The sequence below is a fragment of the Mycobacterium hubeiense genome (assembly GCF_002838065.1).
In the GTDB taxonomy this organism is placed as follows: domain Bacteria; phylum Actinomycetota; class Actinomycetes; order Mycobacteriales; family Mycobacteriaceae; genus Mycobacterium; species Mycobacterium hubeiense.
The window spans coordinates 21,438-39,253 of sequence record NZ_PIZU01000041.1; the positions used below are offsets into that span (position 1 = coordinate 21,438).

Genomic DNA, 17,816 nt, shown 5'->3' on the forward strand with positions numbered 1-17,816 from the left:
CATGACGGAGACCGATGTGGCCGAGGAACCACCGATCAGCCATCTCAGGTTGACCGCCCGCCTCAACACCTCTGCGCTGGACACCCGCCGCGGGGTGGTCCGGCTGCATCCCGAAGCCATTGCCGCCCTAGGCATCCGGGAATGGGATGCGGTGTCGTTGACCGGCTCGCGAACCACCGCCGCGGTCGTCGGCGTCGCGCCCGCGGGCACACCGGCCGGCGTGGCGTTGCTCGACGACGTCACCCTGTCCAATGCCGGGCTGCGGGAGGACGCCACGGTGCTGGTGGCGCCGGTGACGGTGTACGGCGCGCGATCGGTGACACTGTCCGGGTCGAAGCTGGCCACGCAGTCGATCACGCCGGCGACACTGCGTCAGGCCTTGCTGGGCAAGGTGCTGACGGTCGGCGACACGGTGTCGCTGCTGCCGCGCGACCTCGGCCCCGGCACCTCGACGTCGGCGGCCACCACCGCGCTGGCCTCGGCGGTCGGCATCACCTGGACCTCCGAACTGCTGACGGTCACCGGCGTCGACCCCGCCGGAACCGTGAGCGTGCAACCGAATTCGTCGGTCAGCTGGGGTGACGGAGTGACCCCGAGCGCGCCGGCCGACGTCGGCGTCGGTCAAGCCACCGTCACCGCGGCGACGGCGTCCGCCACCATCAGCTACGACGACCTCAAAGGCGCCCACGCGCAGGCCGGGCGCCTCACCGAATGGCTCAAGCTTGCTCTCGACGAGCCTAAGCTGCTCGAAACACTGGGCGCCACAGCCAATCTCGGTGTGCTTGTGTCGGGCCCCGCCGGCGTCGGCAAGGCCACCATGGTCCGCACCGTGTGCGCCGGGCGGCGGCTGGTGGAGCTGGACGGCCCCGAGGTCGGCGCGCTGCGGGCCGAGGACCGGTTGGCGCGGGTGTCATCGGCGGTGGGAACGGTGCGCGACGGCGGTGGCGTGCTGCTGATCACCGACGTCGACGCGCTGCTGCCGATGCCCGCCGAACCGGTGGCGACGCTGATCCTCAACGAACTGCGCGACGCCGTGGCCACCCGCGGGGTGGCATTCATCGCGACGTCTGCGGTGCCGGACAATTTGGATCCCCGGCTGCGGACCCCCGATCTGTGCGACCGGGAGCTGGGCCTCATGCTGCCCGACGCGGCGACTCGCAAGCAGCTGCTGGAGGTGCTGCTGCGCGATGTACCCGCGTCGGGGCTCGAGCTCGAGGAAATCGCCGGGCGTACACCGGGTTTCGTCGTCGCCGATTTGTCCGCGCTGGTGCGCGAGGCCGCGTTGCGGGCCGCCGCCCGGGCCAGCGCCGACGGCAACCCGCCGGCGCTTCAGCAGGAGGATCTGACCGGCGCGCTGACGGTGATCCGCCCGCTGTCGCGGTCGGCCACCGAGGAGGTGTCGGTCGGCGCGGTCACCCTCGACGACGTCGGCGATATGGCCGACACCAAACAGGCGCTGACCGAGGCGGTGCTGTGGCCGCTGCAGCATCCCGACACATTCGCCCGGCTGGGTGTCGAGCCGCCGCGCGGGGTGCTGCTGTACGGGCCGCCGGGCTGCGGCAAGACCTATGTGGTGCGCGCGCTGGCCAGCTCGGGCCGGTTGTCGGTGCATTCGGTCAAAGGCGCCGAGTTGATGGACAAGTGGGTCGGCTCGTCGGAAAAGGCTGTGCGCGAACTGTTTCGGCGCGCCCGCGACTCGGCGCCGTCGCTGGTCTTCCTCGACGAGATCGATGCGATGGCGCCGCGTCGCGGACAGAGCTTCGACTCTGGGGTGACTGATCGGGTGGTGGCGTCGCTGCTGACCGAGCTCGACGGCATCGAGCCGCTGCGCGATGTGGTGGTGCTCGGCGCCACCAACCGGCCGGACCTGATCGATCCGGCGCTGCTGCGGCCGGGCCGGCTGGAGAAGCTGGTGTTCGTCGAACCGCCCGATGCCGAGGCGCGTCGCGAAATCCTGCGCACCGCAGGCAAATCGATCCCGCTGAGCGACGACGTCGACCTCGATGCGCTGGCCGGGGAGCTGGATGGCTACAGCGCCGCGGATTGTGTCGCGTTGTTACGGGAGGCGGCGCTGACGGCCATGCGGCGCTCGATCGACGCCGCTGACGTCACCGCTGCCGACGTGGCCAAGGCCCGCGAAGCGGTGCGGCCGTCGCTGGATCCGATTCAGGTGGAGTCGCTGCGGGCCTTTGCCGCCGGGCGGTAACCGCCCGGCGCTCTCGCCGCCCGCGCTCTCGCCGCCCGCGCCGAGTGTGCGGTTTCATACGCGACGCGCCGTGGTGGGCGTATCAGATCGCACAGTCAGCGGGATGGTGGCGGTCGCGGTTCCAGTCAACCCGATGGCGTCGACTCTGCGGCGACGGCTTGCTCCACTCGAACTTCTTCGCCACAGCCGCATAGTGAAACGCCCGGAAATATATCTTGACAGTGACAAGTTGCAGATGGCATCATCAACTTGACAGTGTCAAGATGTGGGAGGTGCAGCAATGGCTACCGCCACCGATGCCGGCGTCCGGGCCGGGGACCGCGACCGCGAGAAGACCGCCGACCTGCTCGGTCAGGCGCTTGCCCAGGGCTATCTCACGATGCCTGAGTACGAGGAGCGGCTGCAGACCGCGTTCGGCGCGCACACCACCGCAGAGCTGCGGGCACTGGTCGCCGATCTGCCCGTCGCCCGGCTGAAGAGCAACGATCCGCGACGTCAGGCCGCCCGGCGCAGGGCCGCTCGTCGCGGCATGCAGATCCACGTCGGCGCCTACCTCGCCGGCGTCGCGCTCATGCTGGCGATCTGGCTGGCCGTCGCCGTCAGCACGGGCGCGTGGTACTTCTGGCCGATCTGGCCAATTCTCGGTTGGGGCATCGGCGTGGTGTCGCACGTCCTTCCCGTGCGATCAACGATGTGCCGGGTACGCGGATAGCAACGCTCGCACCGCCGCCGCCACGTCCGGCTCGAGCCACGTCGGCATGGCCTCGTCATAGGCGTGGCGGCGCACCACCGCGTATGGCAGGTCCACGACGGCCCTGGTGACGGCGTCGAGATTGCGTGAACTGCTGCGGCCGTAGAGCTCTCGGGCCAAGCCCGTGACACGTTCGATCAGAGGCGCGTTCATCGCGGCCAGCGTCTGCTCGAAGGCCGCGTCGGGCCCCCCGTCGAGCAGATCGGCTGGCCGGATCGTCAACAACAGCCGCGCATCCTCGGGCAGTTCCCGCGCGAAGCTCACCGCCGACACCGCCATTGCGACCGCGACCTCCTGCGCCGTGTCCCCGTCGGCGGCCATCGCCCGCGATTGGAAGCGTTCGAGCGCGCGCAGCCAGGCCGCGGTAACCACGCCATTGCGATTGCCGAACCGGTGATACAGCGTGCCGGCCGGCGCGCCGCTGGCCTTGGCGATCGCAGCGACGCTGGCCGCACGCGGCCCGTCGGCAAGCACCAAGGCCCGTGTGGCGTCGAGGATCACATCCGTCTCGTGCTTCCGGGGAGGCGCCATGATCTAGTACAGTCCTTCTATATGAAACGATTGCCCTATATCGATGAGCATGCCATATCGGTCCCCGCCGACCGCGCACAAACATGGGCGGCGCTGCTGCAAGTGATGTGCCGCAACCCGAAGGACCCGAACACGGTGCCCATCGGCTTCGCCCTCGACGAAGCGACACCCCGCGAGCGGTTCGCGCTGAAGGGCCGCCACCCGTTCTCGATCTACCGGCTCGTGTTCGAACTTGACGACGACGGGCCACGGCGCACCCGGCTGCGGGCGGGAACCTGGGCAGCGTTTCCAGGTCTGCATGGGAAGCTGTATCGCGCTCTGGTCATCGGTAGTGGCGGGCACCGCATCGTCGTGCGGCGGATGCTCAAACGCGTTGCGGCGGTAGCGTCGTGAACCTCGGCTGCAATTGGGGCGCCGCCCCGTGCGAACTCGCCGCGGGCATGCCGTGCGACGCGTTGGCCCCGAACGCGGGCACGCGTGCCGACCGCGCCATCAGCATCGACGCGCCGCCACACATCGTGTTCGCCTGGCTGTGTCAGTTGCGCGCGGCGCCCTATAGCTATGACCTTCTCGACAACGTCGGCCGCCGCAGCCCGCGTCAACGCGATCCCCAACTGACGCGCCTCGAAACCGGGCAACGATTCATGTCGATGTTCACGCTGGAGTCATTCGTCGACGGTGAGCACATCACGCTGCGGGCCAAGGACGTCGTCGTCACCTACGCGGTCACACCTCAGGGCCACGGCTCCCGCCTGCATGTGCGGGTGCTGTTCGACGGGCCGCGCCTCCTCGGCCAGCTGCTCGCGGTCGGCGACCTGGTGATGATGCGCAAACAGCTCCTCACGCTGAAGGAGCTGGCCGAGCGCGAGGCGGCCGTCAAGGCTCGATGAGCCCGGCGCGGATCGCGTAGCGGGTCAACGCCAAACGGTCGCGTAGGCCGAGTTTGGCCAAGATGTTGGTCCGATGCCGGTCGACCGTCTTGATGCTGATGCCTAAGGTCGTCGCAATTTCGCGCGTCGAGTATCCCTCGGCGATCAACTTGAGCACCTCCTCCTCACGCGGCGTGAGTATGTTCTCCGGCAGCGCATCGCCGTGGCGTGCCCGATGGAGATAGTCGCGAATCAGCGCCGTCACCGCCCCGGCATACAGAAACGGCTCGCCCCGCAACGTCGCCCGGCACGCCTCGAGCAGATCGCGGTCGGCGACGGACTTCAGCACGTAGCCGGACGCGCCGGCCCTGAGCGCTTCGAAGAAGTACTGCTCGTTGTCGTACATCGACAGCATCAAGATCCGTACACGCGGGTGCGCCTTGTTGATTTCCCGCGCCGCCTGCAGCCCGGTCATGCGCGGCATCGCGATGTCGAGGATGGCGAGGTCGGCCGGCGTCTCGTCCAGCGCCGCCAGCGCCTGGTGCCCGTCGGCCGCCTCCGCCACCACCTGCAGGTCGGGTTCGGCGTCGATGATCATTCGCAATCCGCTGCGCACCAGCGCGTGGTCGTCGGCCAGCAGCACCCGGGCCGGCATCAGTCGCTCCGCAGCGGGATGACCAGCCGTACCTCGGTGCCTTCGCCCGGCGGCGAGCTGATCGTCAAGTCCGCGTTCACCAGCAGGGCGCGCTCCCGCATGCCGCTGATCCCCGCACCCTCCATCGCGACGCCACCCTTGCCGTCGTCGGCGATCCGAAGCGTCAAACGATCGGCGGTGACGTGCAAGTCAAGCCAGACCTTGCGAGCGTCCGCATGGCGCGCGACATTGGTCAAGCTTTCCTGGGCGATGCGGTAGCAGACGAGTTCAACTTCAGGTTTGAGCCGATCCGTCTGCGGCACAACATGTTTCACCACGGCGATTCCGGTGGCCTGGGCGAACTCGTTGCACAACGCGGTAAGGGCACTCTGTAGGCCGAGGTCGTCGAGCGCGTCAGGACGCAGCCGGCGGGCGATGCTTCGCACCTCATCGAGGCTCGCACGCACGGTCTCCTGCGTGTCCTGGAGTTCGGCGCGAATCGCCGCGGGAGCACGGTCGACGGCGCGTTTGAGGGTCAGCAATGCAACGGTCAACGACTGCCCGATCTCGTCGTGCAGTTCCCTGGCGATTCGCTGCCGCTCGTTTTCCTGCGCCGCTAATGCCGTCGCACTGGCAGAAGTCCGTTCCGACTCGAGACGATCCAACATCGCGTTGAAGGACGTGATGAGGTGGTGCAGATCGCCACTGTTCCGGTCGTCGACGCGGTCGCTACGCCTTGGCGGATCGACCCGCCGCATGGACGCGGCGAGCCGATCCAGTGGGGCAAGACTGGTACGCAGGAGCAGCCCGTTCGCGGTCAAGATGATTGCCAATCCGACCATCAGCACCGGGATTTCGGTGAGCTTGATGCGCGCCGACACCGTTGCCGGCGACAACGCCAAAATCAACGTGCCGAGCGTAAAGATCAAGCCGTTGATCAGAAACACCCGCCGGAACAGCGCGGCCGCCGGGGTTCGCGCTCGTTTCATACCTTTCAGCCTGATCCGCGCCACACATATTTGTCCATACAGGTCGTATCCCCCGCCAAATGGGTGTCAGACCCGATAGTCACGCGCAGCTCAGCAACCCAGACTGTCCTCACCTGCCGGAGGAACTGGGATGCAAATCGATCGAAGGACCGTGCCCGGGAGCGGCGTTCTGCACGAGATCGTTACGCGGGAGGGCGAACGGCTTTCTGTGCTGGTGGAAGCCGCCGGCAACCGGCACCTGTTCATGTACGACACGAACGGTCTCGACGTGCCCGCGCGGGCGATTCTGCTGGAATCCGATGAAGCCGATCAGGTGGCAGAGATTCTGCACAGCCGGCCGATCGTCGATCGTCTTCGGTCGCTGGAACGCCGGGTAGACGAACTGATCGGAGAACTAGGACCATGACCATTACTGCCGTCGCCCGATGGACCGAAACCATGCAAGCACATGAAATCGCTTTGACCGCACCGACGGTTCGTATGGATGATCCGGTTTCCAAGGCGGTCCAGCTCATGGTCGTCAATCGGCTGCCCGGTCTGGTCGTGGTCGATGATTCGGACCGGCCCATCGCCGTGCTGCCTGGTACCCAGGTACTCCGTCTGGCGATCCCCGAGTCATACCAAGACGACCCGGCTCTCGTGCGCACAGTCGATGAAATCCACGCTGACCTGTTCTGGCATGGTCCCGGCAAGCTGACCGTCGGCGACTGCCTACCCAAACCGATTGCCAAGCCGGCCACCGTCGCGCCAGAGGCCACCCTGCTCGAGATCGCCACCGTCATGGCGAACAAACGAAGCCCGCTCATCGCCGTGATCGATCAGCGCGGGCGACTCACCGGTGCGGTGACCCTGGAGCGGTTGCTCACCAGCCTGGCGGTTGCCGGACCGGGCGACTGACCGCGCGCCTGCGAGCACGTCCTTACGGCAGGTTCAGCAATGGCTCCGGTGCTCGCGGTCACGATTTTCGTCGTCGCCTTTTGGTTCATCGCCACCGAGCGTGCGCACAAAGTCAAGACTGTCCTTGTCGCCGCTGGTTTGATGACCGTGCTGGGCCTGGTCCCCGGCGAGCGGATCTTCTATTCCGAGCACGAGGGCATCGACTGGAACGTCATCTTCCTGTTGCTCGGCATGATGGTGATCGTCGGCGTGATCAAACAGACCGGCCTGTTCGACTTTCTCGCCATCTGGGCCGCCAAGCGATCCCGCGGAAAACCGTTCCGCCTGATGGTCATGCTGATGATGATCACGGCCATCGCCTCTCCGGTGCTCGACAACGTAACCATCATCCTGCTGGTTGCCCCGGTCACACTGGTCATCTGCGACCGATTGCGAATCTCCCCGCAGCCATACCTGATCGCCGAGGTGCTGGCGTCGAACATCGGCGGTGCCGCGACGCTTATCGGCGATCCGCCGAACATCATCATCGGCAGCCGTGCCGGATTGACGTTCAACGACTTTCTGGTCCACATGGCCCCCGCGGTCGCCATGATTTTCGCGCTGTTCGTGCTCTTCACCAGGGTGCTGTTTCACGCCGACCTACATGGCAACACCGCCCACATCGGTGACGTGATGGCACTGCAGGAGAAGCGTGCGATCAAGGACACCCGGCTGCTGATCCATGCGCTGGCCGTGCTCGCGGCCGTCATCGTGGGGTTCGGGCTGCATTCGGTGCTGCACGTCGCCCCCTCGATCGTCGCGCTGGTCGGGGCGGGGGCGATGTTGCTTCTCACTGGCGTCGATGTCACCGAAGTGCTTCCGGAGGTGGAATGGCCGACACTGGTGTTCTTCATGGGTCTGTTCGTGATGGTCGCCGGACTTGTGCATACCGGGGTCATCGAGATGCTAGGCACAGCGGCCGTTTCGGCGTTCGGAGACAACTGGTTATTGGCGGCCAGCGCGCTGATCTTCGGGTCCGCCGTTCTGGGTGCCTTCGTCGACAACATCCCCTATACGGCGACGATGACACCGGTCGTCGAAGGAATGGTGGCGCAGACGCCGGACGACGAAACGGGTCGAGCGCTGTGGTGGTCGTTCGCCCTCGGCGCGTGCTTCGGCGGCAACGGCACCGCGGTCGCGGCCAGTGCCAACGTCGTCGCCATCGGCATCGCGCACCGCGCCGGGCACCCGATCAGCTTCTGGCGGTTCACCAAATACGGCATCGTGGTGACGTTGCTGAGCACCGCCCTGGCATGGGTGTACGTCTGGCTGCGCTACTTCTGAATCAAACGAGCGGTTGCGGCGCGCACCTCGGACGCGCGCGGGAGCGCCTCAGTCGCACGACCACGACCACATCGGAGGTGCTCACGACGCCGATGTCCACGCCGACCTCGTCCGTAAACTGGGTTTGATCCAAAGCCCTTGAACCGGCTGACACCCCGACCCTCGGAGTGCCATGCTCGCAATCCTGCTCGCCCACGCGGTGGCCACCGCGGTGGCGCCACTTCTGGTGGCCAGGTGGGGGCGGATGGCGTTTTACCCGTTGGCGCTGGTTCCGCTGGGCTCGGTGGTCTGGGTCGCGCTGAACTGGCCGGGGCAGGGCGACGCGCCCACCGTCGACCTGCAATGGGTGCCCGAGCTGGCGATGAACATCACGCTGCGGTTCGACGCGCTCTCGGCGATCATGAGCGTGCTCGTGCTGGCCATCGGCGCGCTCGTGCTGTTCTACTGCGCCGACTACTTCCACCACCACGACGGGCACATCGAGAAACGGCTGCCCAGCTTCGCCGCCGAACTCGTCGCGTTCTCCGGATCGATGTTCGGCCTGGTCGTCGCCGACAACCTGCTGGTGCTCTACGTGTTCTGGGAGACGACGACGGTGTTGTCGTTCCTGCTCGTCGGCCATTACGCCGAGCGCGCCACCAGCCGGCGGGCTGCCACCCAGGCGTTATTGGTGACGACGTTCGGCGGGCTGGCGATGCTCGTCGGCATCATCATCCTCGGCAACCTCGCCGGGACCTATCTGCTCTCCGAACTGATCGCCTCGCCGCCGACGGGTCTGGCCGCATCGGTCGCCGTGGTGCTGATCCTTGTCGGTGCGCTGTCCAAATCGGCCATCGTCCCGATGCATTTCTGGCTGCCCGGCGCGATGGCCGCACCCACACCCGTCAGCGCCTACCTGCACGCGGCCGCGATGGTCAAGGCGGGTGTCTATCTCGTCGCGCGCATGACACCCGGCTTCGCAGACTCCCCGCCGTGGCGGCCGATGATCATCTCTCTCGGCGTGCTCACGATGTTGATGGCCGGCTGGCGGGCGGTCCGCGAATACGACCTGAAGCTGATCCTCGCGTTCGGCACGGTGAGCCAGCTCGGCTTGATGACAGTGATGGTCGGCTCCGGCGGCAGCGACATGATGCTCGGCGGGCTGGCGTTGCTGTGCGCCCACGCGATGTTCAAAGCCGCGCTGTTCATGATCGTCGGCGTCATCGACCACGCCACCGGCACCCGTGACATCCGCCGGCTGGCCTGGCTCGGGCAGCGCAGCAGGCCGTTGCTGGTCATCGCGGTCGGCGCGACGGCGAGCATGGCCGCGCTGCCGCCGTTCTTCGGTTTCGTCGCCAAGGAGGCCGACTTCGAAACCGTTGCGCACAGCCCGGCGTTGGGCGCGGCTGCGCCTTACGTGCTCGCCGCGATCGTGCTCGGGTCGGTCTTCACCACCATCTACAGTCTGCGGTTTCTGTGGGGTGCGTTCGCCCGCAAGGGATTACGCCAGCCCAGCGTCCGCGTCGCCGAAATGCACCGTCCCCCAGCCAGTTTCCTGGCCGCCCCGGCGATCCTTGCCGCCGCGGGACTCGCCTTCGGGCTGTGGCCCGCCCGCGTCGACGCCGCCCTGGACACCTACGCCGACACCGTTTCCGGCGGAGCGGATTACGACCTGGCGCTGTGGCACGGGCTGGGCCTGCCGCTGCTGCTGTCGGTTCTGGTGCTCGCGGTCGGCACGGCCGCATTTTTCGCCCGCGCCCGGCTGCGTCGGATCCGGGCGGTCTATCAACCACTGGGCAACGCCGACCGCATCTACGACGCGGTGATCCGGGGCTTGGACCTGCTGTCGGTGAAGCTCACCGCCAACACGCAGCGCGGCTCAATCCCGGCGACGCAGGCGGTGATCCTGTCGACCCTGGTGCTGGTGCCGGTGGTGGTGCTGTGGCTCGGCGCGCGCAACCGACCCGAATTCGCGCTGTGGGATTCGCCGATCCAGGTGGTCGTCGCACTGCTGATGCTGGCCGCCGCGCTCGGCGCGACGGTGATGCGCAACCGGCTGGCGGCCGTGCTGCTGGTCGGCGTGACGGGCTACGGCTGCGGCGTCATCTTCGCCTTCCACGGCGCACCCGATCTGGCGCTCACCCAATTCCTGGTCGAGACACTGCTGCTGGTGATCTTCGTGCTGGTGCTGCGGACGCTGCCCGCCGAGGCCGACCGCGTCAACATCCAGCGCAACCGGTGGCCGCGCGCAGCGCTGTCGCTGGCCGTCGGTGCCGCCGTCACCACACTCGCGGTCTTCGCGATGGCCGCGCGCAGCGGTATCGGCATCGCCGAACTGCTGCCCGACGCCGCCTACTACCGCGGCCACGGCGCGAACACAGTGAACGTGCTGCTGGTCGACATTCGCGCCTGGGACACCATGGGCGAGATCATGGTATTGCTCGTCGCAGCTACCGGCGTCGCGTCAATGGTGTTCCGGCACCGCCGTTTTGGCACTCCACCGCGGGTGGCCGACGCCGGTCAGCCCGACATCGGGCGGATCTCCGCCTACACCCCCGCCGTCGGCGACGTCACCTGGCTGCGCGGCAGCGAGCTGCGCGACCCGCGCCACCGCTCCCTGGTGTTGGAGATCGCGACGCGCATCATCTTCCCACTCATCATGGTGCTGTCGGCCTACTTCTTCTTCGCCGGGCACAACACCCCTGGCGGTGGGTTCGCAGGCGGGCTGACCGCCGGTCTGGCGTTGGTGCTGCGCTACCTGGCGGGCGGGCGCTACGAACTCGGCGAGACGCTGCCGCTGGACGCCGGAAAAATCCTCGGCGTCGGGCTGGGCCTGTCGGCCGGCACCGCGGTGGCCTCGCTGCTGCTGGGCGCACCCGTATTGTCCTCGGCCGTCGTGCAATTCGACGTCCCAGTGCTCGGCAGCGTTAAGTTCGTCACCGCGTTGTTCTTCGATCTCGGGGTGTACCTGGTGGTCGTCGGCCTGGTACTCGACGTCTTGCGCAGCCTGGGCGCGCGGGTCGATGTGGACATGACGCAGGTGCGCGAGCGCACGGCTCAGAAGGTGGGCCAGTCATGACCACCTACATCGTGCCGCTGGTGCTCATCGGCGGGCTCACCAGCGTCGGCGTGTATCTGTTGTTGGAGCGCAACCTGACCCGAATGTTGCTGGGCTTGTTGGTGATCGGTAACGCCGTCAATCTGCTGATCCTCACCGTCGGTGGGCCGTCGGGCAATCCGCCGGTGCGCGGCCGCACCAGCAACGGTGAGACGACGACGGCAGATCCGTTGGCGCAGGGCATGATCCTGACCGCGATCGTCATCAGCATGGGCATCGCCGCGTTCGTGTTGGCGCTGGCCTACCGGTCGTATCGGCTGACGACCGCCGAGGAAGTCGTCAACGACCCCGAGGACACCCGGGTTTCGGAGCTGTCGAGTAGGGACGCCACCCCCGTCGAGGAGGACCGCCCGCAACCGGAGCCGGCCCGTGACACCGACCTGCCCGACGAGCTCGACGCCCTGCCCGGACTGGAGGGGTCGCGATGAGCATCTCTGCCGTGCTGACCCCGCTGCCCGTGCTGATTCCGACGGTGGCCGCGGCGCTGACGTTGATCGCCGGGCGGCGCCCGCGGCTGCAACGACTCATCGCGTTGGTCGCCCTGTCGGCTGTCGTCGGGGTGTGCGCCGCGCTGGTGTATCTGGTCGACCGTGACGGTACCCAGGCGTTGCACGTCGGCGGTTGGGGCCAAAGCGTTCCCGGCCTGGGGCCGTTGGGCATCACGCTGGTGGTGGACCGGCTGTCGGCGCTGATGCTGGTGGTGTCGTCGATCGTGCTGTTGGCGGTGGTCCTCTACGCCATCGGGCAGGGCATCCGCGACGGCGACGAGCGCCAGCCGGTGTCGATCTTCCTGCCCACCTATCTGGTGCTGTCGGCCGGCGTCTGCACCGCGTTTCTCGCCGGCGACCTGTTCAACCTGTTCGTCGGTTTCGAGGTGCTGCTGGCCGCGAGCTTCGTGCTGCTGACCATCGGCGCCAGCGCGGACCGCGTGCGCGCCGGTATCGCGTACGTGATGGTGTCGATGGTGTCGTCGCTGATCTTCTTGATCGGCCTCGCGCTCGTCTACGCCGCGACCGGCACGCTAAATATGGCCGAAGCGGCGGTGCGCCTCGACGACGTGGCCCCAGGCACCCGTACGGCGTTGTTCGCGGTGCTGCTGGTGGCGTTCGGCATCAAGGCAGCGGTGTTCCCGCTGTCGGCGTGGCTGCCCGACTCGTATCCCACCGCACCGGCGCCCGTCACCGCGGTGTTCGCCGGCTTGCTGACGAAAGTCGGTGTGTACGCGATCATTCGGGCGCACTCGCTGTTGTTCCCCGATGGCGGACTGGATCCGATGTTGTTGGTCGCGGCGCTGCTGACCATGCTCATCGGCATCCTCGGCGCCATCGCGCAGAGCGACATCAAGCGTCTGCTGTCGTTCACCCTGGTGAGCCACATCGGCTACATGGTGTTCGGCATCGCGCTGTCGACACAGTTGGGCATGTCCGGCGCGATTTACTATGTGGCCCACCACATCGTGGTGCAGACGACGCTGTTCTTGGTGGTCGGCCTGATCGAGCGTCAAGCGGGGGCGTCGACGCTGCAACGACTCGGCGGACTCGCCGCGGCCAGCCCATTACTGGCCTTCATGTTCGTGGTGCCCGCACTCAATCTCGGTGGCATACCACCGTTTTCGGGATTCATAGGCAAGGTGGCGCTGCTGGAGGCCGGCGCCGACAGCGGCTCGGTGTTGGCGTGGACCCTGGTTGCCGGAAGCGTGCTCACCAGCCTGTTGACGCTGTACGTGGTGGCGCGGGTGTGGACGAAGGCGTTCTGGCGCTCCCGTGTCGACGCCCCGGAAGGTCACCTGGCGACCGCGGCGCCGGCGGTGCTGCTGGACGACGGGCACGACGTCGACTTCGCCGACCGGGACAGCGTCGGTCGCATGCCCGTGGGCATGTTGGTGCCGACGGGTGCGCTGATCGCGGTCGGCCTGACGCTGACGGTGATGGCCGGGCCGATCATTGCCTACAGCGACCGCGCCGCCGACGAGATCCTCAACCGTGACAACTACATAACTGCGGTGGTGGGTACGCGATGAGGTGGATCGCGCTTCGGGTATGGCTGCTGTGCTGGCTGATGCTGGTGTGGATTCTGTTGTGGGGCGATGTTTCTGCCGCCAACATTGTGTCGGGCCTGGCCGTCGCGTCCGTGATCACGCTGCTGCTGCCGCTGCCGGCGGTGCCTGTGGAAGGACGCGTGCATCCGTTGTCCCTGCTGCGATTGATCATTCAGGTCACCTACTATTTGGCGCTGTCCTCCGTCCAGGTGGCGTGGCTGGCGATAAGGCCGGGGCCGCCGCCGGTCAATGCGGTGCTGCGGGTCCATCTGGGGCTGAAGTCGGATCTGGTGCTGGCCTTGGCCGTCAACATCTTCAACCTGATACCCGGGTCGATCGTGCTGGAGATCGACCAAGTGCGCCGCATGCTCTACATGCATGTCATCGATGTCGGCTCCGAACGGACCCTCAACCGGTTCTACCGGCAGGTCGCCGTTGTCGAGCGGTTGTTGGTGGCGGCCTTCGAGCGCGACGAGGACTGGCGGCCGGCGGCGAAGGCGGAGCGCGCATGAACACGGTATGGGTCATTGCGGCGGTGATGCTCAGTGCCGCCGCCGCGATCACGATGTTCCGATTGCTGGCCGGGCCAAGCACTTTGGACCGACTCGTCGCGCTGGACACCCTGATCGCGGTGGCCATGTGCGGCATCGGCACCTGGGCCGCGTTCAGTCTGGACACCACGGTGACCTACAGCCTCACCGCGTTGGCGTTGATCAGCTTCGTCGGCTCGGTGAGCGTGGCGCGCTTCCGTGTCCCCGACATCGAGAAACTTCCTCCACGAAGGAAACGCCAGTGAGCGCGCTCGACATCATCACCGCCGTGCTCGTGCTCGGCGGCTCGACGCTGGCGCTGACTGCCGCGATCGGTGTGATCCGTTTCCCCGACACCTTGTCCCGCATGCATGCTGCGAGTAAGCCCCAGGTGCTGGGCCTGCTGCTAGTGCTCGCGGGTGCTGCGATTCAGCTGCGCGGCCAGGCCGACGTCGGCATGGTCATCCTGACCGGACTGTTCACCGTCATCACTGCGCCGGTGGTGGCCAACCGCGTCGGGCAGCTGGCCTACCGGGAGCAGAACATCCGCGACGACCTGCTGACGAGGGACGACATGCTTGAATTCGCCGACGCGAGGGAACCCGATACGCATGACGAGAACTGACGGCGACAGCTGGGATGTCACCGAGAGCGTCGGCCAGACCGCGCTCGGAGTCGCGATGGCGCGGGCCGACGAATCCGCATCCGGTTGCCCGTTGTTCAGTGACCCGTACGCGCGAATGTTCTTGGATGCCGCCGCATCCCGCGGGTGGCAGCCGCCGGCAGGCCCGATGGCGGAGCGAATCCGCATGATCGGGGGCTATGCCGCGTCGCGCACGAAGTGGTTCGACGAATTCTTCATCGCCGCCGGGGCCGCCGGCATCCAACAGTTCGTGATCCTGGCCGCCGGCCTGGATGCGCGGGCCTGGCGACTGCCGTGGGTGGACGGCAGCGTGATTTACGAGATCGACCAGCCGCAGGTGCTCGAGTTCAAGCTCGAGACGCTACGGTCGCACGGCGCCGAACCGGCAGCACGCTACGTCGCCGTCCCTGTCGACTTGCGCCATGACTGGCCGAAAGCGCTGCGCGACAGTGGATTCGACGCAACCGAGCCGTCGGCCTGGTCGGCTGAGGGGTTGCTGCCGTATCTGCCGGCTGAGGCCCAGGACCGCCTGTTCGAACGGATCTCGGAGCTCAGCGCGCCGGGTAGCAGGGTCGCCGTCGAGGCGTTCACCGCGGACTTCTTCACCGAAGAGCACCAGGCCAAGCGCCGGGAGCAGATCGCGCAGATGCGCCACGAGGCGGCCGAGGCCGGCGGCGATATGCCCGACCCCGGCAGCCTGTGGTACATCGAAGAGCGCACCGACCTCGTCGAGTGGCTCAGCGACCACGGATTCCAGGTGGACACCATCGGGGCGGTCGAGCTGATGGAGCGCTACCATCGCACGCCCGAGCGCGACGATGCCACGCCGCCAAGCCAATTCATCACCGGAATCCGGCAAAGCTAGCCGTTGACCCGTTGCCCGGGTCCATACTGCGGTCGAGGCGCGTCGAGGTAATCACACCTGTCACAACTGCACCTCGATCCGGACGTGATGCCCTTGAAAATGCGGTATCAGGGGCGATACCACTTTTGGAGGTCGCCGCGCTCACAACAGGCGGGAGCACAACGATGGATCGCAACACCTATCGAGAACAGAGCCGGCGCACGTGGGGCGAGATGGCCTCGGGCTGGGAGGACCGGCGAGCATGGCTGATGAGGACGACGCAGCCGGTAAGCGACTGGCTGTTGGAGAATCTCGACCCGCAGCTGGGCCAGACTGTGCTGGAAATCGCTTGCGGGACAGGAGACTTGGGATTTCTCGTGGCAGAGCGACTCGGCGCAGATGGCCGATTGGTCAGCACTGACTTCGCCGCCGAGATGGTCGACGTGGCTCGTCGGCAGAGCGAGAGCCGTGGACTGACCAACGTCGAGCATCGCGTCCTCGACGCCGAGCGCATGGACCTTGGTGACGATTCCGTGGACGGCGTGCTGTGCCGTTTTGGCTACATGCTGATGGCCGACCCGGCCGCGGCCCTGCGGGAGACCAGTAGGGTGCTGCGCGACGGCGGGCGGCTGGCGTTCGCCGTGTGGCGCAGCCCCGAAAAGAACCCGTGGTCGTCCCTGCCGGGTATGACCCTCGTGCAACGCGGCCACATGCCGGTGCCCGGGCCCGACGCGCCGGGGATCTTCGCCATGGCCGATCCGGACCGGATCCACGAAATGGTCACCGGCGCCGGTTTCAGCGAGCCCGAGGTCGCCGAGATCGCATTTGACTTCACATTCCAGGACTTCGACGACATGTGGGACATGCTTGTTCGGCTCACCGGCCCGCTGGCGGACGTGCTCAACGCGCTGCCGGAGGACGAGCGCGCCGCGACACGTGACGCGATCCAGGCGAACGTCGCGTCGTATCGCAGCAACGACGGTTCGTATTGCTTCCCAGCCTCGGCGTGGTGCGTGCTGGCGCAGTAGGAGCTAGTTGCTGGCGGCGGACCTGCGTCGAGTGAATTCCCCCAGTGAGCCCACGCCTGACGCGACCTGTCCACATTCAAACGCCGCTAACGAACTACACGACGCGTAGGCGCCCGGTGACACTTCATTGAGATATGCCTCCGAAGGAGAGCCGCTGCAACAGGGCACCAAAATTGGTGTCAATGCCTGTTGCTGGCCTCGTGTAACTTATTGTCCCGGCCGTGATAACCGAGTGCTTTGCTTTGCCCTGAGGAGGGGTTTTGCCCGCTGATGCCGAACTCCCACGCACCCTAGCTGGTCAGCTCGAGGATTCGTCGTCGTCGATTCGTGCAGCGCGAGCAAGCGAACGCGTGCCCACTGCTGCAGGTGGAAGGGATCAACAACTCGGCTGGCCGCACCACCAAGCTCCCAACGATCCACGTGCAGACAGATCCGGACCGCAACATGGTTGGGAGCCACCCACGAATCAGACACTCGCGCAGCCAGCTGCAACTCAGCGCGTCAAGGAGGTTCCGCCCGTCGACGCTACTTACAAGGTTGCAGAAAGGGCGTCAGCTGCCAGCGCTACGGCAAACCAAACCAGTGGAAAACCGATTCCACGCGACTTTCCACCTGTCGTTTACCTGCCGTGTGCCGAGGCAGTCGATGACCCGAACGCGGCGCGCATCGACATGCGGCAGACCCGGGATGGGAGGACTGCACTGCTCGCATACTCGGCCCTCGATCGACTGCAATATTGCTGTGGCGACGATCAGGCGTGGATCGTGATGCCGACAGCTAGTCTCTCCCAGCTCCAGGCTGCCCACCCGTTTCAACTGCTGCTGCTCGACGTGGTGATTCCCGCTGACCAACGGCGAGGGCGAAAATGACGTTGTATATCAACCACGAATCGCTCGCGAAGATATCCCAATCGCTATCGAACGCCGGCAACGATCTTGACAGCGCGAGTGGTTCCGCCCCTACGTCGGTTGATGGTGGAGTCGGGACCCCGGCGATCCTGGGAATTCTCGCCAAGCTGACCGACAACACCGGCCAGCTCGTTGTTGCCGTCAAAGCAGTTGGTGGCGCGGTTGCTTCGGCCAACGCCAGTTATCTCGGCCAGGATGAAGCTGGCGCCGAGGCTCTGGAGCAAGCAATGGAGACAAGTTAGTGCCCATCGACACCAAGGTAGAAGGAAATCCAGAGGCTGTTCGCTCGACAGCGGAATGGCTGAGATCGACCCTGGCAAGCAAGATTTCACACACCGTGGATCAGATTCACGGTGCGCGGACTACCGCGAGTGCTGACTGGCGCGGCGACGCCGGGGATGCATTCGTCGCGAGGATGACAAGTGGGGCAACAAAGGCGGAAGGATTGGAAACAGCCGTTGCCAACGGCGCACAAGCGATCGACAACTACGCGGCCCCTCTCTGCCAACCTGGGTTGAGGCACCCGCC

The 17,816-nt window shown here is 66.5% G+C and carries 21 protein-coding genes; 18 read left to right on the top strand and 3 right to left on the bottom strand.

Annotated features, from left to right (window positions below; genetic code table 11):
• Nucleotide 1 precedes the first annotated feature (1 nt).
• Together CWS39_RS23420 and CWS39_RS23425 are read left to right on the top strand one after the other, a co-directional pair.
• On the top strand, nt 2-2,206 hold the full coding sequence (locus CWS39_RS23420; protein ID WP_102145308.1) for an AAA family ATPase: 2,205 nt from the start codon (nt 2-4) through the stop codon (nt 2,204-2,206).
• Between the two features lie 280 nt (nt 2,207-2,486).
• On the top strand, nt 2,487-2,918 hold the full coding sequence (locus tag CWS39_RS23425) for a DUF1707 domain-containing protein (protein WP_102145290.1): 432 nt from the start codon (nt 2,487-2,489) through the stop codon (nt 2,916-2,918).
• Here CWS39_RS23425 and CWS39_RS23430 read toward each other — a convergent pair.
• Nucleotides 2,892-3,488, bottom strand: coding sequence for a TetR family transcriptional regulator (locus CWS39_RS23430; protein ID WP_102145291.1), 597 nt, complete (start codon nt 3,486-3,488; stop codon nt 2,892-2,894). The genes CWS39_RS23425 and CWS39_RS23430 overlap by 27 nt on opposite strands.
• A 21-nt stretch (nt 3,489-3,509) precedes the next feature.
• Between CWS39_RS23430 and CWS39_RS23435 the strand changes: the two genes are divergently transcribed.
• Both CWS39_RS23435 and CWS39_RS23440 read left to right on the top strand, forming a co-directional pair.
• Nucleotides 3,510-3,881, top strand: a complete 372-nt coding sequence (locus CWS39_RS23435) for a hypothetical protein (protein ID WP_102145292.1) — start codon at nt 3,510-3,512, stop codon at nt 3,879-3,881.
• A complete protein-coding gene (locus CWS39_RS23440) occupies nt 3,878-4,378 on the top strand; it encodes an SRPBCC family protein (RefSeq protein ID WP_233213649.1) in 501 nt (166 codons plus the stop codon). Before CWS39_RS23435 ends, CWS39_RS23440 begins: the two co-directional genes overlap by 4 nt.
• Here CWS39_RS23440 and CWS39_RS23445 read toward each other — a convergent pair.
• Both CWS39_RS23445 and CWS39_RS23450 read right to left on the bottom strand, forming a co-directional pair.
• Nucleotides 4,365-5,012 (bottom strand): response regulator, encoded by a 648-nt coding sequence (locus CWS39_RS23445; protein WP_102145293.1) that lies wholly within the window; start codon nt 5,010-5,012, stop codon nt 4,365-4,367. The two genes, CWS39_RS23440 and CWS39_RS23445, sit on opposite strands and share 14 nt — an antisense overlap.
• The gene (locus CWS39_RS23450; RefSeq protein ID WP_102145310.1) at nt 5,012-5,980 is read right to left on the bottom strand and encodes a sensor histidine kinase; all 969 of its coding nucleotides are present in this window, start codon (nt 5,978-5,980) and stop codon (nt 5,012-5,014) included. Before CWS39_RS23450 ends, CWS39_RS23445 begins: the two co-directional genes overlap by 1 nt.
• A 130-nt stretch (nt 5,981-6,110) precedes the next feature.
• Between CWS39_RS23450 and CWS39_RS23455 the strand changes: the two genes are divergently transcribed.
• The 14 genes from CWS39_RS23455 to CWS39_RS29780 all read left to right on the top strand — a co-directional run.
• Entirely contained in the window at nt 6,111-6,386 is a 276-nt protein-coding gene (locus CWS39_RS23455; protein WP_102145294.1) for a cation:proton antiporter regulatory subunit, read from the top strand.
• A gap of 32 nt (nt 6,387-6,418) precedes the next feature.
• A complete protein-coding gene (locus CWS39_RS23460; RefSeq protein ID WP_102145311.1) occupies nt 6,419-6,877 on the top strand; it encodes a CBS domain-containing protein in 459 nt (152 codons plus the stop codon).
• A 39-nt stretch (nt 6,878-6,916) separates the two neighbouring features.
• Nucleotides 6,917-8,200 carry an ArsB/NhaD family transporter gene (locus CWS39_RS23465; RefSeq protein ID WP_102145295.1) on the top strand — a complete coding sequence of 428 codons (1,284 nt, stop codon included), beginning with the start codon at nt 6,917-6,919 and terminating at the stop codon, nt 8,198-8,200.
• A 172-nt stretch (nt 8,201-8,372) separates the two neighbouring features.
• Nucleotides 8,373-11,258, top strand: coding sequence for a Na+/H+ antiporter subunit A (locus CWS39_RS23470; RefSeq protein WP_102145296.1), 2,886 nt, complete (start codon nt 8,373-8,375; stop codon nt 11,256-11,258).
• The gene (locus CWS39_RS23475; RefSeq protein ID WP_102145297.1) at nt 11,255-11,725 is read left to right on the top strand and encodes a Na(+)/H(+) antiporter subunit C; all 471 of its coding nucleotides are present in this window, start codon (nt 11,255-11,257) and stop codon (nt 11,723-11,725) included. The genes CWS39_RS23470 and CWS39_RS23475 overlap by 4 nt, the downstream gene beginning before the upstream one ends.
• Complete coding sequence (locus tag CWS39_RS23480; RefSeq protein WP_102145298.1) at nt 11,722-13,317, top strand: Na+/H+ antiporter subunit D; 1,596 nt, start codon at nt 11,722-11,724, stop codon at nt 13,315-13,317. The genes CWS39_RS23475 and CWS39_RS23480 overlap by 4 nt, the downstream gene beginning before the upstream one ends.
• The gene (locus tag CWS39_RS23485) at nt 13,314-13,847 is read left to right on the top strand and encodes a Na+/H+ antiporter subunit E (protein ID WP_102145299.1); all 534 of its coding nucleotides are present in this window, start codon (nt 13,314-13,316) and stop codon (nt 13,845-13,847) included. Before CWS39_RS23480 ends, CWS39_RS23485 begins: the two co-directional genes overlap by 4 nt.
• Nucleotides 13,844-14,131, top strand: coding sequence for a monovalent cation/H+ antiporter complex subunit F (locus CWS39_RS23490; protein ID WP_102145300.1), 288 nt, complete (start codon nt 13,844-13,846; stop codon nt 14,129-14,131). Before CWS39_RS23485 ends, CWS39_RS23490 begins: the two co-directional genes overlap by 4 nt.
• Nucleotides 14,128-14,490 (top strand): monovalent cation/H(+) antiporter subunit G, encoded by a 363-nt coding sequence (gene mnhG, locus CWS39_RS23495; RefSeq protein WP_102145301.1) that lies wholly within the window; start codon nt 14,128-14,130, stop codon nt 14,488-14,490. The genes CWS39_RS23490 and mnhG overlap by 4 nt, the downstream gene beginning before the upstream one ends.
• Nucleotides 14,477-15,373, top strand: a complete 897-nt coding sequence (locus CWS39_RS23500; protein ID WP_102145302.1) for an SAM-dependent methyltransferase — start codon at nt 14,477-14,479, stop codon at nt 15,371-15,373. The genes mnhG and CWS39_RS23500 overlap by 14 nt, the downstream gene beginning before the upstream one ends.
• A 164-nt stretch (nt 15,374-15,537) precedes the next feature.
• Entirely contained in the window at nt 15,538-16,380 is an 843-nt protein-coding gene (locus CWS39_RS23505; RefSeq protein WP_102145303.1) for a methyltransferase domain-containing protein, read from the top strand.
• A gap of 671 nt (nt 16,381-17,051) precedes the next feature.
• Nucleotides 17,052-17,249: an SAV_915 family protein gene (locus tag CWS39_RS30185; protein WP_306768845.1), complete on the top strand. Its 198-nt coding sequence runs from the start codon at nt 17,052-17,054 to the stop codon at nt 17,247-17,249.
• Nucleotides 17,246-17,530 carry a hypothetical protein gene (locus CWS39_RS23515; protein ID WP_102145304.1) on the top strand — a complete coding sequence of 95 codons (285 nt, stop codon included), beginning with the start codon at nt 17,246-17,248 and terminating at the stop codon, nt 17,528-17,530. Before CWS39_RS30185 ends, CWS39_RS23515 begins: the two co-directional genes overlap by 4 nt.
• Nucleotides 17,530-17,816 (top strand): WXG100 family type VII secretion target (locus tag CWS39_RS29780; RefSeq protein WP_431306173.1); only part of this gene is annotated, 287 nt, incomplete at its 3' end. The genes CWS39_RS23515 and CWS39_RS29780, both read left to right, overlap by 1 nt.